The organism is Shimia sp. R9_3 (assembly GCF_017743755.1).
Taxonomy (GTDB): domain Bacteria; phylum Pseudomonadota; class Alphaproteobacteria; order Rhodobacterales; family Rhodobacteraceae; genus Shimia.
The window spans coordinates 303,425-316,550 of record NZ_JAGHRP010000005.1; the positions used below are offsets into that span (position 1 = coordinate 303,425).

At 61.3% G+C, this 13,126-nt stretch carries 12 protein-coding genes; 4 read left to right on the forward strand and 8 right to left on the reverse strand.

Going from position 1 to position 13,126, the window contains the following annotated elements; all coding sequences use genetic code 11:
- Positions 1 to 103: 103 nt before the first annotated feature.
- Positions 104 to 1,300 carry an NAD(P)/FAD-dependent oxidoreductase gene (locus J7412_RS15010; RefSeq protein ID WP_209079372.1) on the forward strand — a complete coding sequence of 399 codons (1,197 nt, stop codon included), beginning with the start codon at positions 104 to 106 and terminating at the stop codon, positions 1,298 to 1,300.
- Here the strand turns inward: J7412_RS15010 and murD are convergent.
- From murD to mraZ, 8 genes are all read right to left on the reverse strand, one after another.
- Entirely contained in the window at positions 1,297 to 2,703 is a 1,407-nt protein-coding gene (gene murD / locus J7412_RS15015) for a UDP-N-acetylmuramoyl-L-alanine--D-glutamate ligase (RefSeq protein ID WP_209079373.1), read from the reverse strand. The two genes, J7412_RS15010 and murD, sit on opposite strands and share 4 nt — an antisense overlap.
- A gap of 159 nt (positions 2,704 to 2,862) precedes the next feature.
- A complete protein-coding gene (gene mraY / locus J7412_RS15020) occupies positions 2,863 to 3,945 on the reverse strand; it encodes a phospho-N-acetylmuramoyl-pentapeptide-transferase (protein WP_209079374.1) in 1,083 nt (360 codons plus the stop codon).
- The gene (murF, locus tag J7412_RS15025; RefSeq protein ID WP_209079375.1) at positions 3,945 to 5,387 is read right to left on the reverse strand and encodes a UDP-N-acetylmuramoyl-tripeptide--D-alanyl-D-alanine ligase; all 1,443 of its coding nucleotides are present in this window, start codon (positions 5,385 to 5,387) and stop codon (positions 3,945 to 3,947) included. Before murF ends, mraY begins: the two co-directional genes overlap by 1 nt.
- Positions 5,384 to 6,865, reverse strand: coding sequence for a UDP-N-acetylmuramoyl-L-alanyl-D-glutamate--2,6-diaminopimelate ligase (locus J7412_RS15030; RefSeq protein WP_209079376.1), 1,482 nt, complete (start codon positions 6,863 to 6,865; stop codon positions 5,384 to 5,386). Before J7412_RS15030 ends, murF begins: the two co-directional genes overlap by 4 nt.
- A gap of 22 nt (positions 6,866 to 6,887) precedes the next feature.
- Positions 6,888 to 8,672, reverse strand: a complete 1,785-nt coding sequence (locus J7412_RS15035; protein WP_209063712.1) for a penicillin-binding protein 2 — start codon at positions 8,670 to 8,672, stop codon at positions 6,888 to 6,890.
- Positions 8,669 to 9,016: a cell division protein FtsL gene (locus J7412_RS15040; RefSeq protein ID WP_209063715.1), complete on the reverse strand. Its 348-nt coding sequence runs from the start codon at positions 9,014 to 9,016 to the stop codon at positions 8,669 to 8,671. The genes J7412_RS15035 and J7412_RS15040 overlap by 4 nt, the downstream gene beginning before the upstream one ends.
- Positions 9,017 to 10,009 carry a 16S rRNA (cytosine(1402)-N(4))-methyltransferase RsmH gene (gene rsmH / locus J7412_RS15045; RefSeq protein ID WP_209079377.1) on the reverse strand — a complete coding sequence of 331 codons (993 nt, stop codon included), beginning with the start codon at positions 10,007 to 10,009 and terminating at the stop codon, positions 9,017 to 9,019.
- A 2-nt stretch (positions 10,010 to 10,011) separates the two neighbouring features.
- A complete protein-coding gene (gene mraZ, locus J7412_RS15050) occupies positions 10,012 to 10,503 on the reverse strand; it encodes a division/cell wall cluster transcriptional repressor MraZ (RefSeq protein WP_247742913.1) in 492 nt (163 codons plus the stop codon).
- A 764-nt stretch (positions 10,504 to 11,267) separates the two neighbouring features.
- Between mraZ and J7412_RS15055 the strand changes: the two genes are divergently transcribed.
- The 3 genes from J7412_RS15055 to J7412_RS15065 all read left to right on the forward strand — a co-directional run bounded on the left by J7412_RS15055 (position 11,268) and on the right by J7412_RS15065 (position 12,978).
- The gene (locus J7412_RS15055; RefSeq protein WP_247743943.1) at positions 11,268 to 11,756 is read left to right on the forward strand and encodes an NUDIX hydrolase; all 489 of its coding nucleotides are present in this window, start codon (positions 11,268 to 11,270) and stop codon (positions 11,754 to 11,756) included.
- Positions 11,757 to 11,842: 86 nt separating this feature from the next.
- Positions 11,843 to 12,313: a DUF1178 family protein gene (locus J7412_RS15060; protein WP_209079379.1), complete on the forward strand. Its 471-nt coding sequence runs from the start codon at positions 11,843 to 11,845 to the stop codon at positions 12,311 to 12,313.
- A gap of 20 nt (positions 12,314 to 12,333) precedes the next feature.
- Positions 12,334 to 12,978, forward strand: coding sequence for an SDR family NAD(P)-dependent oxidoreductase (locus J7412_RS15065; protein WP_209079380.1), 645 nt, complete (start codon positions 12,334 to 12,336; stop codon positions 12,976 to 12,978).
- Positions 12,979 to 13,126 lie beyond the last annotated feature (148 nt).

Consider the following 13,126-nt stretch of genomic DNA (forward strand, 5'->3'; position numbering starts at 1 on the left):
TGGGATTTCTCATTCTCAAAATATCCCGGGGTCGCCACATCGCAGATGTGGCAAGAGCAGCGCCCCTCTTGACCAGAGCGACATCATCAGGCACCCCGCCAGCATGAGCAGACAGACACATTGGGACAGCATCATTCTCGGCGCAGGTGCGGCGGGCATGATGTGCGCCACGCAGAGCGGCGGACGCACGCTGGTGCTGGATCACGCCAAAGCGCCGGGCGAGAAAATCCGCATCTCAGGCGGCGGGCGCTGCAACTTCACCAATATGTATGCAGGTCCCGAGAACTTCCTGTCCGCCAACCCGCATTTCTGCAAATCCGCGCTCAGCCGTTATACGCAGTGGGATTTCATCGACATGGTGGCGCGCCATAACATCGCCTATCACGAGAAAACCCTCGGACAGCTGTTCTGTGACAACAGCGCCAAAGACATCATCGCGATGCTGCAGGCAGAGATGACACAGGCGGGTGCCGCGCTCTGGCTTGAAACCCAGATCGTCAGCGTCTCCCATGATGGCACAACCTTCTCTGTGGAGGTTGAAAAAGGCGGCCAACAGCAGGCGCTCACCTGCACCAATCTTGTGCTGGCCACCGGTGGCAAAAGCATTCCCAAGATGGGCGCAACCGGGCTGGCTTATGACATTGCGCGCCAGTTTGACTTGGCCGTCACAGACACCCGCGCGGGCCTTGTGCCTTTCACCTTCTCTGATGGTCGCTTCAAAGCCATTTCCGGCGTGGCGCATCCGGTGCGCGCTGTGGCAAATGGCACCAGCTTTGAGGAGGCGATGCTGTTCACCCATCGCGGCCTCTCCGGCCCCGCCATGCTGCAAATCAGCTCCTACTGGCGCGAAAGTCAGCCGATCGCCGTGAACCTATTCCCCGACAGCAGCCCGTTTGACACCCTGCGCAACCGCCGTCAGGAACAGGGCCGCCGCAATCTCACCACAGAGCTGGCCACGCTGCTGCCTTCCCGTCTGGTGGATCACCTCAGCGAGACCATGGATCTGTCCGGCAATCTCGCCGATCAGTCCGACGCTGCCCTGCAAGCGCTCTGTGATCGGCTGCAAAACTGGGAGCTGCTCCCCTCCGGCACCGAAGGCTACCGCACCGCAGAAGTGACTCTTGGCGGGATCGACACAGACGGGCTGTCGTCCAAAACCATGGAAGCCAAAGCCGTGCCCGGCCTCTATGTGATCGGCGAAGCCATGGATGTGACCGGCTGGCTTGGCGGCTTCAATTTCCAATGGGCCTGGAGTTCGGGCTGGGCCGCAGGTCAGGCGATTGCGGCCAAGCGGGGTTAAGCTGCGCCTGTCGCCGCCTGTACCTGCGCCACAAAATCCTCGCCGCGTTTTTCAAAGCTGTCGTACTGATCAAAACTCGCCGCCGCCGGGGCCAACAGAACGGTCTCGCCTTGCTGCGCCTCCGCCGCGGCGCGCGCCACCGCCTGTTCCATCGTGGTGCAGACCTCGGCCTCAACCCCTTTGAGCTGCATGGCAAAATTGGCCGCCTCACGCCCAATGACATAGGCCTTCACCACCTCGCCCGTGCTTTCAGCGAGATCGCCCAGACCGCCCTCTTTCTCCAGCCCGCCACAGATCCAGCGGATCTTTTTGAACGCCGCCAGCGCCTTTTGCGCCGCATCCACATTGGTGGCCTTGCTGTCGTTCACATAGGTCACACCAGCATGCTCTGCGACGATCTGGCTGCGATGCGGCAGGCCGCCAAAGCTGGCAAAACCCGCCTCAATCACACGCGGTGCAAGCCCCAACGCGCGGCACACCGCATAGGCGGCACAGGCGTTCTGATGATTGTGCGCACCGGGAAGCCCCTTGATGGCGCGCAGGTCAATCGAGCCGGCCTGCCGCCCCTTGCGATACTCGCTCAGAAATCCTTTGCGGGCAAAGACGTTCCACCCCGGCTCGGTCAGCTTGCGCTCGGTCGAAATGCGCATCACCCGGTCATCCGAGGGGCCTTCAGAAAGCTGCCCCGCCATATAGCGCCCTTCGATCTCATCAACGCCGACAATGGCGCGATCCGGCCCACCTTCGGCAAACAGGCGGCGCTTGGCGGCGAAATAGCCCCCCATGCCCGCGTGCCGATCCAGATGATCGGGGCTGAGGTTGGTGAAGACCGCAATATCCGGCGTGAGGCTGCGCGCCAGATCGGTTTGATAGCTCGACAGCTCCAGCACAATCACATCACCATCTTCCGCCGGATCCAGATCCAGCACCCCACGGCCAATATTGCCCGCCAGCTGCGTGCGCCGCCCGGCCTCGCTCAGCACATGGTGGATCAGTGCAGACGTAGTGGATTTGCCGTTGGAGCCTGTGACCGCAACCACTTTGGGCATGGTCTCAAACATCTCCCAGCCGCCGTTGGCGAAGGAGCGGAAAAACAGCCCGATGTCATTGTCCACCGCGACACCGGCCTCCAAGGCCGCAGCCACCACGGGATTGGGTGTTGGGTAGAGATGCGGAATGCCGGGGCTGACGATCAGGCTGGCGATGCCCTCAAACGCGTTTTGTTTGAGCAGATCCGCGCAGAGAAACCCTTCGCCCTCGGCGGTCTCGCGCGCCTTGGGGTTGTCGTCCCAACAGATCGCCTCTGCGCCGCCCGCACGCAGCGCCCGCGCTGTGGCAAGTCCTGAGCGCCCCAAGCCCAAAACGGCGACCTTTGCGCCCTTAAAGCCCTGTACTGGAATCATCTGACACCCCCAAAAAGTTCCGCGCCAACAGTGCCCCGACCGTGAGGGAGGCACAAGGCGCAGACGTCGGGTGCCTCCGGCGGGGATATTTGGAGAATGAGAAGCAAAAAGGCGCGCCAAAATCGGCACGCCTCTCATTGTCTCACCTGTAGGGGTCGCTTAGCGCAGCTTCAGCGTCGCCAGACCAATCATCGCGAGGATCACAGCGACGATCCAGAAGCGGATCACGATCTGCGGCTCCGACCAGCCTTTCTTTTCATAGTGGTGGTGGATCGGCGCCATCAGAAAGACCCGCTTGCCGGTGCGCTTGAAGTAGAGCACCTGAATGATCACGCTGAGCGCCTCAACCACAAAGAGGCCGCCGATGACACCGAGCACCAGCTCGTGTTTGGTGGACACGGCAATGGCGCCAAGTGCGCCACCAAGCGCCAGCGAGCCGGTGTCGCCCATGAAGACCGCTGCAGGCGGGGCGTTGTACCACAGAAAGCCAAGACCGCCGCCGATCAGACCGGCGACAAAGATCAGGATTTCACCGGTACCCGGCACATAATGCACATCCAGATATTCGGTGAAGTCGACACGGCCCACCGCATAGGCAATGACACCCAGCGCGCCTGCGGCAATCATCACCGGCATGATGGCAAGCCCGTCCAGACCGTCAGTCAGGTTCACCGCATTGGCCGCGCCCACAACCACAAACATGGCAAAAGGCACATAGGCCCAGCTGAGATTGATCAGCACCTCTTTGAAGACCGGAACAGCAAGCTGGAACTGCAGCGTGTCGGGCTGCAAAAATGTCGCCCAAACCCCTGCAATCCCTGCAATAACAAAGCCCAGCAACAGGCGCACGCGACCCGACACACCTTTGGTGTTCTGCTTGGACACTTTGGCATAGTCATCGGCAAACCCGATGAGGCCATAGGCCAGCGTGACAAACAGCACGAGCCAGACAAAGCCATTGTCCCAACGCGCCCAAAGCAGGGTGGAGGTGACCAAAGCGCCCACAATCAGCAGGCCTCCCATGGTCGGGGTGCCCGCTTTGGCGAAATGCCCTTCGGGACCATCGTCACGGATCGGCTGGCCTTTGCCCTGTTTGCGGCGCAGCACATTGATCAGCGGGCGGCCAAACAGAAAGCCAAAGATCAGCGCCGTCATGAAGGCACCACCCGCGCGGAAGGTGATGTAGCGGAACAGGTTGAAGAAATCACCGCCATCCGACAGCGCGGTCAGCCAATAGAACATTACAGGTCCTCGTTTTTGGATTGCGGGGCGGGATGGCCCAGTTTGCGGATGGCGTCAACCACCTTAGCAAGCGCCATCGACAGGCTGCCCTTGGCCATGACCACATCACCGGAATCAACCAGCCGACGCACTTCTGCCGCCAGCTCCGCACTGGTCGCAGCCCACAAACCGCGTTTTTCATCGGGCAGTGCGGCGTGCAGGTGCTGCATCAGCGGACCAACGCAATGCACAATGTCGATTTCCGCCATCGCCGGATGCTTGGCAAGCTCCGCGTGCATCGCCACCTCATCCGCCCCCAGTTCCTTCATGTCCCCGACAAAGGCGATCCGTCGCCCTTTGCCGATACGGCCAATACCGTCTTTGGGCTCTGCTGCCGCGAGAACCTCAAGCGCAGCACCAAGGCTGGTGGGATTGGCATTATAGGCCTCATCTATCAGCTCCAGCGTACGGTCGGTTTCCACCGGATCGAGCACCAGCGTTTCGCGTGTCCCGCGCCCCACAAACGGGGTCCAGCGGCCAAGATCGGCCACCGCAAGCGCCAAATCTGCGCCCATCGCGTCAACCGAGGCCAAAGCGCCAAGTGCATTCATCGCAAAGTGCCGTCCTGCGCTTTGCACTTTAAAAAGCAGCGCCTCATCGCCTTGCTTGGCACGCGCCACGGTCACATTGCCCTGCAGCTTGATTTCGCCCAGCTGCCAATCTGTTGCGCTCTCGCCAAACTCCTGCTTGGCAAACCCCAAAGCTTCCGCATGGGCGCGCAACACATCTGCCGTATCGATATCCGCGTTCACGATGGCGATGCCACCCGGCTCCAGCCCGTCAAACACCGCCGCTTTCTCCTGCGCGATGCCCGCGACATTCTCAAAAGCTTCCAGATGCACAGCGGCAACGGTTGTGACCAGCGCCACATGCGGCCGCGCCATTTTGGCAAGCGGCGAGATTTCGCCGGGATGGTTCATCCCGATTTCAATCACCGCAAATTCGGTGTCTTCGGGCATCCGCGCCAAGGTGAGCGGCACGCCCCAATGGTTGTTGTAGCTCGCCACAGAGGCATGGGTGCGCCCCTGCCCCGCAAGCATAGCGCGCAGCATTTCTTTGGTCGAGGTCTTGCCAACCGAGCCGGTGACCGCCACAATCCGCGCCTCTGTGCGGGCGCGTGCGGCACAGCCCAAAGCCTCCAGACCTTCCAGCACATCGTCGACAATCAACAGCGGCGCATCTTCCGTGAGGCCTTCCGGAATGCGGCTCACCAAAGCGGCGGCGGCGCCTTTTTCCAAAGCCTGCGCCACAAATTCATGGCCGTCCCGCGCCGCGGTGAGGGCCACAAACAGATCGCCTTCCTCAAGGGTGCGCGTGTCAATCGAGACACCGTTACAGGTCCAGTCGCGCGTGCTGCGCCCACCGGTTGCCTCGGCAGCGGCGACAGAGCTCCAAAGCGTCATGCCAGACCTCCATCCAAAGCGGCCACGGCCACGCTGGCCTGCTCACAATCATCAAACGGCAGGATGTCTTCGCCGATTTCCTGCCCGGTCTCATGCCCTTTGCCCGCAATCAACAGCGCATCCCCCGGCCCCAGCGCATCCACCGCGCGCAGGATGGCCTCAGCCCGGTCGCCGACTTCGGTGGCCTCGGGCGCGCCCTCCATCACAGCAGCACGGATCACTGCAGGATCCTCGCTGCGTGGATTGTCATCGGTGACAAACACCACATCGGCGTGTTCGGCGGCCGCCTGCCCCATCAGCGGGCGTTTGGTTGTGTCGCGATCTCCGCCTGCGCCAACCACAATGATGAGCCGGCCCATCACATGAGGGCGAAGGGCTTTGAGCGCGGTGGCCACACTGTCAGGTGTATGGGAGTAATCCACATAAACCGCCGCCCCATTGGCCCGCGTCGCCGCCAGTTGCATCCGCCCGCGCACGCCTTTCAGCTCATGCAGCACCTCAAACACCCGTTCCGGCTCCGCGCCACAGGCCACAGCCAGACCAGCCGCCAAAAGCACATTCTCCGCCTGAAACCCGCCAAGCAGATTGAGCCGCGTCTGATAGCTTTTGCCCCGGAAGGTAAAGCGCACGTCCTGCCCTGTCGCATCCAGCCGCTGGGCAGTGAGCGCGAGGTCTGCGTCGCCTTTGCCGACGGTCAGAACGCCCTGCCCCCGTCCGCCCGCGATCAGCGCCATCTCCATGCCGCGTGGGTCATCCACATTGATCACCGCCGTGCCGTCTTCCGGCAAAACGCGCGCAAAAAGCCCGGCCTTGGCGTTGAAATACTCATCAAAGGTCTCGTGATAGTCGAGGTGATCCTGCGTGAAGTTGGTGAACCCCGCCGCCTTCAGCTGCACCCCGTCCAGACGGCATTGCGCCAGACCGTGCGAAGAGGCCTCCATCGCAGCAAAGCCAATGCCCGCCTCCACCGCAGCCGCCAAGGTGCGGTGCAGCGTGATCGGCTCCGGCGTTGTGTGATGCAGCGGAGCGGTGAAATCGCCCTCCACACCGGTGGTGCCAAGGTTCACCGCCTCAAGCCCCATCTCCTGCCAGATCATCCGCAGGAAGGTTGCCACAGAGGTTTTGCCATTGGTGCCGGTGACCGCCGCCATAATGCCGGGCTGTGCGCCAAAAAACAGCGCCGCCGTATAGGCCAGCGCCTGACGCGAGTCTTCCGCAATCACCACAGCGGCATCACTTGCCGCCAGCTCCTGCTCCGCAATCTTTGCGCCCGCCGCGTCGGTCAGGATCGCAGACGCGCCCATGCGCAAAGCAAATTGAATGAAAGTGCCCCCATGCACCCGCGTGCCGGGCATCGCTGCGAACAGAAAGCCCTCTTTCACGTCGCGGCTGTCCACCGCCAAGCCGGTGATCGCCGGATTTGCCCCGCCAATGGCCGTCAGGCCCAATTCAGAAAGATGTTTTGCGCCCACTGCCATCCGTGCCCCGCCTTTGCTCGGCTTAGTTTGATGTCAGCGTTATATCAGCCAACTCCGTGGGTTCAACTTCGGGACGCAGCCCCAAAAGCGGTGCGACGCGCGCGATCATTTCAGCCGCCACAGGGACTGCGGTCCAGCCTGCTGTGCGGCGCGGCTCATCGCCTGTGGTTTCCACCGGCTCATCCAGCGACAGGATCAGCACATACTTCGGATCATGGGTCGGGAACATCGCCGCAAAGGTGGCGATCACCTTGTCCTCATAGTATCCGCGCCCGTTTTCTTTCGGCTTATCAGCCGTGCCGGTCTTGCCGCCCACCGCATAGCCAGGCACCTCGCCAAAGGAGGCGGTGCCCTCGCTCACCACCTTACGCAACATGGTGCGGGCGGCTTCGGCACTTTCTGCGCTCATCACGCGCGGGCCGGTTTCTACATCATCCTGCTTCAGCAGGGTTGGCGTGACTTTGGTGCCGCCATTGGCGATCGCCGCATAACCAGCCGCCAAATGCAGGGGGCTGGCCGACATGCCATGGCCGTAAGAAATCGTCATAGTCGACAACTCAGACCAATTGCGCGGAAGCAGCGGCTGCGCACCGCGCGCCTCGACCACCTCAACCGGTGTCGGCTCAAAGAAACCAAGGTTGCGCAGGAAATCCTGCTGACGCGCCGCCCCGATCAGCTGCGCAATCCGCGCGGTGCCGATATTGGAGGATTTCACAATCACCTTGGTCAGCGTCAGCTGCGCGCCGTAGTTGCGGAAATCCCGAATGCGGAACTTGCCCCAGCGCAGCGGCCCTTTGGTGTCGATCAGCGTCTCAGGCGCGGCAATCCCCAGCTCGATGGATTGCGCGGCGGTGAAAATCTTGAAGGTCGAGCCAAGCTCATAAAGCCCCTGCACCGCGCGATTAAACAGCGGGCTGTCCGCCGCCTGCCCCTGCACCGGCGGGCGCGGGCGGTTGTTGGGGTCAAAATCCGGCAGGCTGACCATGGAGATCACTTCACCGGTTTTCACATCCATCAGCACAGAGCTTGCGCCCTTGGCGTTCATCAGCTTCATGCCACCCCAAAGCACGCGCTCGGCCGCGGCCTGCACAGTGAGGTCAATGGACAGGGTCAGCGATTTGTCGCCATTGGCTGGATCACGAAGCGCATCGTCAAAATACTTTTCAACACCTGCGACACCGATCAGCTCGGCATCATGCACGTCTTCCTTGCCAAAGCTCGCCCCGCCAAGGATATGCGCCGCCAAACGCCCGTTTGGATACAGCCGCATTTCGCGGCGGCCAAACAGCAGCCCCGGCTCGCCAATATCATGCACAGCCTGCTGCTGCTCAGGGCTGATCTTCTTCTTGATCCAGAGGAATTTTCTCTTTCCTGTGAAATCTTTAATCAGGCGTTCTTCATCCAGATCCGGAAATATCGCGACCAGCTCTTTTGCGGCGCGCTCTTTGTCAATCATGTGATGTGGCTGCGCATAAAGCGCGTGGGTCTCAAGGTTGGTTGCCAGAATGCGCCCATGCCGGTCGACAATATCGGCGCGCTCCGCCTGAATGCGGCTCCCGGCATAGCTTGTGCGCGGCTCGGTGGCTTCAGACATGCTGACCACGCCCATCCGCGCGCCCACAGTGATAAACGCGCCGGTGAACAGAACCGCCATGATCAGCAAGCGCCCTTCCGCACGGGCACGCCCCTTGCTGCGCATTTCTTCATGGCGCGCGCGCAGGTTGGCGCGCTCAATGCTGTCCGGGTTCTCCCCCACATCCCGCGCCCGCAGGATCGACGCAAGCGGTCTCAGCGGTGTGCGTGTCATGGTGTGACCTCCTCAGCGGAGACCTCAACTGCATTCTCAATGTCAAACAGAACACCGCTGGCCGGATAGGCCACCTGCTCCACGCGCCCAAACTGGTTGGGGCGCAGCGGCAAAAGCTGCAGATCGTTATAGTTGATCTCGGCCAGATCGCGCAGACGGTCGGGACGGTTGAGATAGGCCCACTCCGCCTTCAGCACCGACAGACGCGCCCGCGCCTCGCCAATCTCACGCTGCAAACGTTCGGTCTCACCGATCATCGCCTGCGTGCGATAGTTCTCCTGATAGGCCCACACGGACAGCGCAATCACCATACCAGCCGCCAAAACAAACAACACCGTCCGCATTTACTTCCGCCCTCCAAGGGTTGGCATTCCAATCGCCTTGCCCGCAATCTCACCCGCTGGCGCATCGGTGCGCCGCGCCACCCGCAGTTTCGCAGAGCGCGCACGCGGGTTGTCTTCAAGCTCTTCCGGGTCAGGTCCGACCGCCTTGCGGGTGATCAGCTCAAACGCAGGCTTTTCCTGTTCTGTCTCAGGGGCATAGCGGTTGACGTTGCCGGTTTTGCCCGCGCGCGACTGCAAGAATCGCTTCACCATGCGGTCTTCCACCGAATGGAAGGTCACAACCGCAAGAAGCCCGCCGGGTTTCAGCGCGCGCTCCGCCGCCATCAGCCCACGGAACAGCTCGCCATATTCATCATTCACCGCAATCCGCAGCGCCTGAAAGCTGCGTGTCGCCGGATGGCTCTGCCCCGGCTTCGGGCGCGGCAGGCAACTCTCGACGATCTCCGCCAGACGCAATGTGGTGGTGATCGGCGCAGCCGCCCGCTCCCGCACAATCGCCTTGGCAATCCGACGGCTCGCCCGCTCTTCCCCGTACTGGTAGATGATATCCGCGAGCTCGGCCTCACCGGCCTCATTCACCAGATCCGCGGCCGAGGGCCCATCCTGGCTCATCCGCATGTCCAGCGGGCCGTCCTTCATGAAGGAAAAGCCGCGCTCTGCCAGATCCAGCTGCATCGAGCTGACCCCAAGGTCGAGCACCACACCATCCAGATCCTCGGCATATTCATCCATCTTGGAAAACACACCGGCCACCAGCTCGATCTGATCGCCATAGCCGCCCACCCACGGGGCTGCCATCTCAAACGCCAGCGGATCACGATCCACGCCGTAGACCTTGCTGGCCCCGGCATCGATCAGCCCACGGGTATAACCACCCGCGCCAAATGTGCCATCAAGCCAGCGCCCCGAAACAGGTGCCACCGCGCGAAGCAGAGGCGCAAGCAGAACAGGAATGTGAGAGCGTTTGGTGGCGGGATCTTCAGGGGTCGCCATCCTTAGAACCCCTCGTCGCCATCAAGGTAAATCGAAGGATCGGCATCCGGATCAAAATCGTCATCCGCCTCAAGCGCCTCCGCCTGGGTGGCTTCATAGGTCTCCGGGTTCCAGATCTCAAAGGTGTCGCCTTTACCGGCAAACACCGCCATGTCCGCGAGGCCGATCTTGTCGCGCTGCTCTTTGGGCAGCACGATCCGCCCGGTGTCATCCACCGAGGCGTCAATCGACAGGGTCAGATAGAGATTGGAGAGCGCAAGGCGCTTCTTGCTGCCACGGGGCATTTTCATGATGCGGGCCACCACATCATTCATCGCCTCAACCGTGAAACATTCCAGATAATCGCGGGTCTTGCCGCCGTATACGATCACGAGGTTGGGGTTTGCGCCACTTTTCCAGTCTGGATCGCCTGCTTCAAGCACACGGCGGAACTTGGCCGGAATCGACATCCGTCCCTTCGTATCCACCTTGTTACGGCTTTCGCCGCGAAACATAAGCGCCACTGCCTATGGCCCCTTTCAACCTCTGCCTGCCCCACCACCCGGAATGGGTCCGGTGGAAGCGAAACGGCGGATTGATCTGCTGCCACTGATCAATCCGCCGCCCTCGTCCCGCTTGTGCGGGTGTCCAGTTGCGCGTGCCACCTGGGGGGATGTTCTGCTCGCCCACGCACCGGATCTCTTTTTTTCGATGAAAGCGGGTGCCTGTATGAAACCTGACTTGGGATTTGAGGTCTTAGCGCCTCGTTTGTTCCCGTCCTCATCGTGGATTTAGGGATGCCATGGGAATTTATGGAAGGCAACACAAATTTTGCCCCGCAGAGTCTATATACACGATTTTCGCACCGCAAAAAACGCGCCAAATTGGTGCCGATCGATTCGAATTACACCACATATCCACAGACATTTACTTTTGAACACCAAATAATGTGTGATTTATCCACAGAAATCGACTTCCCAAGAAATCCCAAAAAATCTCCACCTAGCGCTCAAAAAGCCTCAAAACGCGCCGCAACATCCCCACAAATCGCCGTCACACCCACGTGATTCGCAGTGAGTTCCCATGAACATTGCCACCCATCCCATTCATTCCCACATTTCACCGGCCACGCGCCCCATGAAGTCCCAAACGCGACCCAAACCACACCCTCCACGAGAAATCGCGGGTTGCGACGACTATGCGCTTGCCCCCTCCCCAATCTGCGCTACCTTCCTCACAAACGCTCTCATGCGCGTGTCGTGAACCAAGGAGTTGGCTGATGGGCCTCCTCGCCCCCTCGGCCCTTGAGGCCATGATCCAGAAAGCCCGCAAAACCGGGAAGAACCTGCAATTTGCCGCGCTGCCTTACCGCATCCGCAAGGGCAAACCACAGATCCTGATGGTCACCTCCCGCGGCACCCAGCAATGGATCATCCCGAAGGGCTGGCCCATGGATGGGATGAAACCCCACAAAGCTGCGGCACAGGAAGCCTGGGAAGAGGCCGGCATCACCGGCGCGATCGGCAAGCACAGCATTGGCCAGTTCCGCTACCGCAAAACCCGCGGCCCGCTGCGCGGCCAGAAAATCCGCGTGATGGTGTTTGCTCTGGAGGTCGACAAACTCGCCAAACACTACCCCGAAGCAGGCCAGCGCCGCCGCAAATGGATGCGCCCGAAAAAAGCCGCCAAACACATCCGCATCCCGGAACTGGCAGAGATCGTGCGCAACTTTGACACAAAACAGCTCAAGAAACGCGCAAGGTCATAGGCCGAACAGCTGCGCCAAGCTTGATCGCCCCCAACACGCACCATATGTTCGCGCCACCCAAGAGCTGACCAAGACACGCCATCGCGATGATCAACTACACCCTAAAATGCGCCAACGACCACCGGTTTGACAGCTGGTTTCAATCCGCAGAAGCCTTCGACAAGCTTCAGGCCAGCGGCATGGTCGCCTGCGCCCTATGCGGCAACACGGATGTCACCAAGGCAATGATGGCGCCTCGCGTGCGTCCGGCGCGCAAAGCGGCCGCCGCCCCGGCACCACAGGAACAACCGGCAGAGGCGCCCAAGCCCAACCCCGGCGCCCTCTCCGCTCCGGCCTCCCCGGCAGAGCAGGCCCTGCGCGAGCTGCGCCAGCATGTTGAGGCCAACTCCGATTATGTCGGCAAGGATTTTGCCTCCGAGGCCCGTGCAATGCATGAAGGCAGCGCCCCAGAGCGCGCCATTTATGGCGAAGCCAAGCCCGAAGAGGCCAAAGCCCTGATCGAAGAGGGCGTGCCGGTCGCGCCCCTGCCATTTTCCATCGGCCGCAAAACCAACTGACACCCAGAGAGGACCTTCCCATGCACATCGTGATCACCGGCGCCAACCGAGGCATTGGCGCAACGCTTTCTGATCGCTATCGCAAGGCAGGTCACAAGGTCACCGGCACCAGCCGCGGCGGAGGAGATTTCCTGCCTCTGGATGTGCGCGACGCAAGCAGCCAGGCCGCCATGGCCGCCGCACTGGACGCCCAGCCCATCGATCTCCTGATCTGCAATGCCGGCGTCTATCTGGACAAGGGCCAAAACCTCGCAGACGGCTACCCGACCGACATGTGGGCGGACAGCTTTGCCACCAATGTCACCGGCGTCTTTTTGACCGTGCAGAACCTGCTGCCCAACCTGCAGCTCTCCGAGGCCCCCAAAATCGCGATCATCTCTTCGCAGATGGCCTCCCACACCCGCGCACCGGGGGGCTCCTACATCTACCGCGCCTCCAAAGCCGCCGCCTTGAACCTTGGGCGCAATCTGGCGACCGATCTGGCCCACATCGGCATTGCCGTGGGTATCTACCACCCCGGCTGGGTGCAAACCGATATGGGCGGCACACAGGCAGACATCACTCTTGAAGAAAGCGCTTCTGGCCTGATCAACCGGTTTGACGCCCTGTCTCTTGAGACCACCGGCTGCTTTGAAACCTGGGACGGCCGCGCCCACGCCTACTAAGCGCGCCAATCTTCTCATTCACAAACTTCTCATTGCCCAAATATCCCGGGGTGAATGGCGCAGCCCACTGCGCCAGAGGGGCTGGCCCCTCATGCCTCCCGCGCCTCTCACGCCCACCTCAAGGGCCGATAAAGTCAATCAAGCTTGC

What these genes read in the sequence shown, in the direction of transcription:
- mraY (WP_209079374.1), bottom strand. Translation starts at nt 3,945, where the DNA reads ATGTTCTATTGGCTGACCGCGCTGTCGGATGGCGGTGATTTCTTCAAC.
- J7412_RS15060 (WP_209079379.1), top strand. Translation starts at nt 11,843, where the DNA reads ATGATCAACTACACCCTAAAATGCGCCAACGACCACCGGTTTGACAGC.
- J7412_RS15035 (WP_209063712.1), bottom strand. Translation starts at nt 8,672, where the DNA reads ATGACACGCACACCGCTGAGACCGCTTGCGTCGATCCTGCGGGCGCGG.
- mraZ (WP_247742913.1), bottom strand. Translation starts at nt 10,503, where the DNA reads ATGTTTCGCGGCGAAAGCCGTAACAAGGTGGATACGAAGGGACGGATG.
- J7412_RS15055 (WP_247743943.1), top strand. Translation starts at nt 11,268, where the DNA reads ATGGGCCTCCTCGCCCCCTCGGCCCTTGAGGCCATGATCCAGAAAGCC.
- murD (WP_209079373.1), bottom strand. Translation starts at nt 2,703, where the DNA reads ATGATTCCAGTACAGGGCTTTAAGGGCGCAAAGGTCGCCGTTTTGGGC.
- J7412_RS15040 (WP_209063715.1), bottom strand. Translation starts at nt 9,016, where the DNA reads ATGCGGACGGTGTTGTTTGTTTTGGCGGCTGGTATGGTGATTGCGCTG.
- J7412_RS15010 (WP_209079372.1), top strand. Translation starts at nt 104, where the DNA reads ATGAGCAGACAGACACATTGGGACAGCATCATTCTCGGCGCAGGTGCG.
- rsmH (WP_209079377.1), bottom strand. Translation starts at nt 10,009, where the DNA reads ATGGCGACCCCTGAAGATCCCGCCACCAAACGCTCTCACATTCCTGTT.
- J7412_RS15030 (WP_209079376.1), bottom strand. Translation starts at nt 6,865, where the DNA reads ATGGCAGTGGGCGCAAAACATCTTTCTGAATTGGGCCTGACGGCCATT.
- murF (WP_209079375.1), bottom strand. Translation starts at nt 5,387, where the DNA reads ATGACGCTTTGGAGCTCTGTCGCCGCTGCCGAGGCAACCGGTGGGCGC.
- J7412_RS15065 (WP_209079380.1), top strand. Translation starts at nt 12,334, where the DNA reads ATGCACATCGTGATCACCGGCGCCAACCGAGGCATTGGCGCAACGCTT.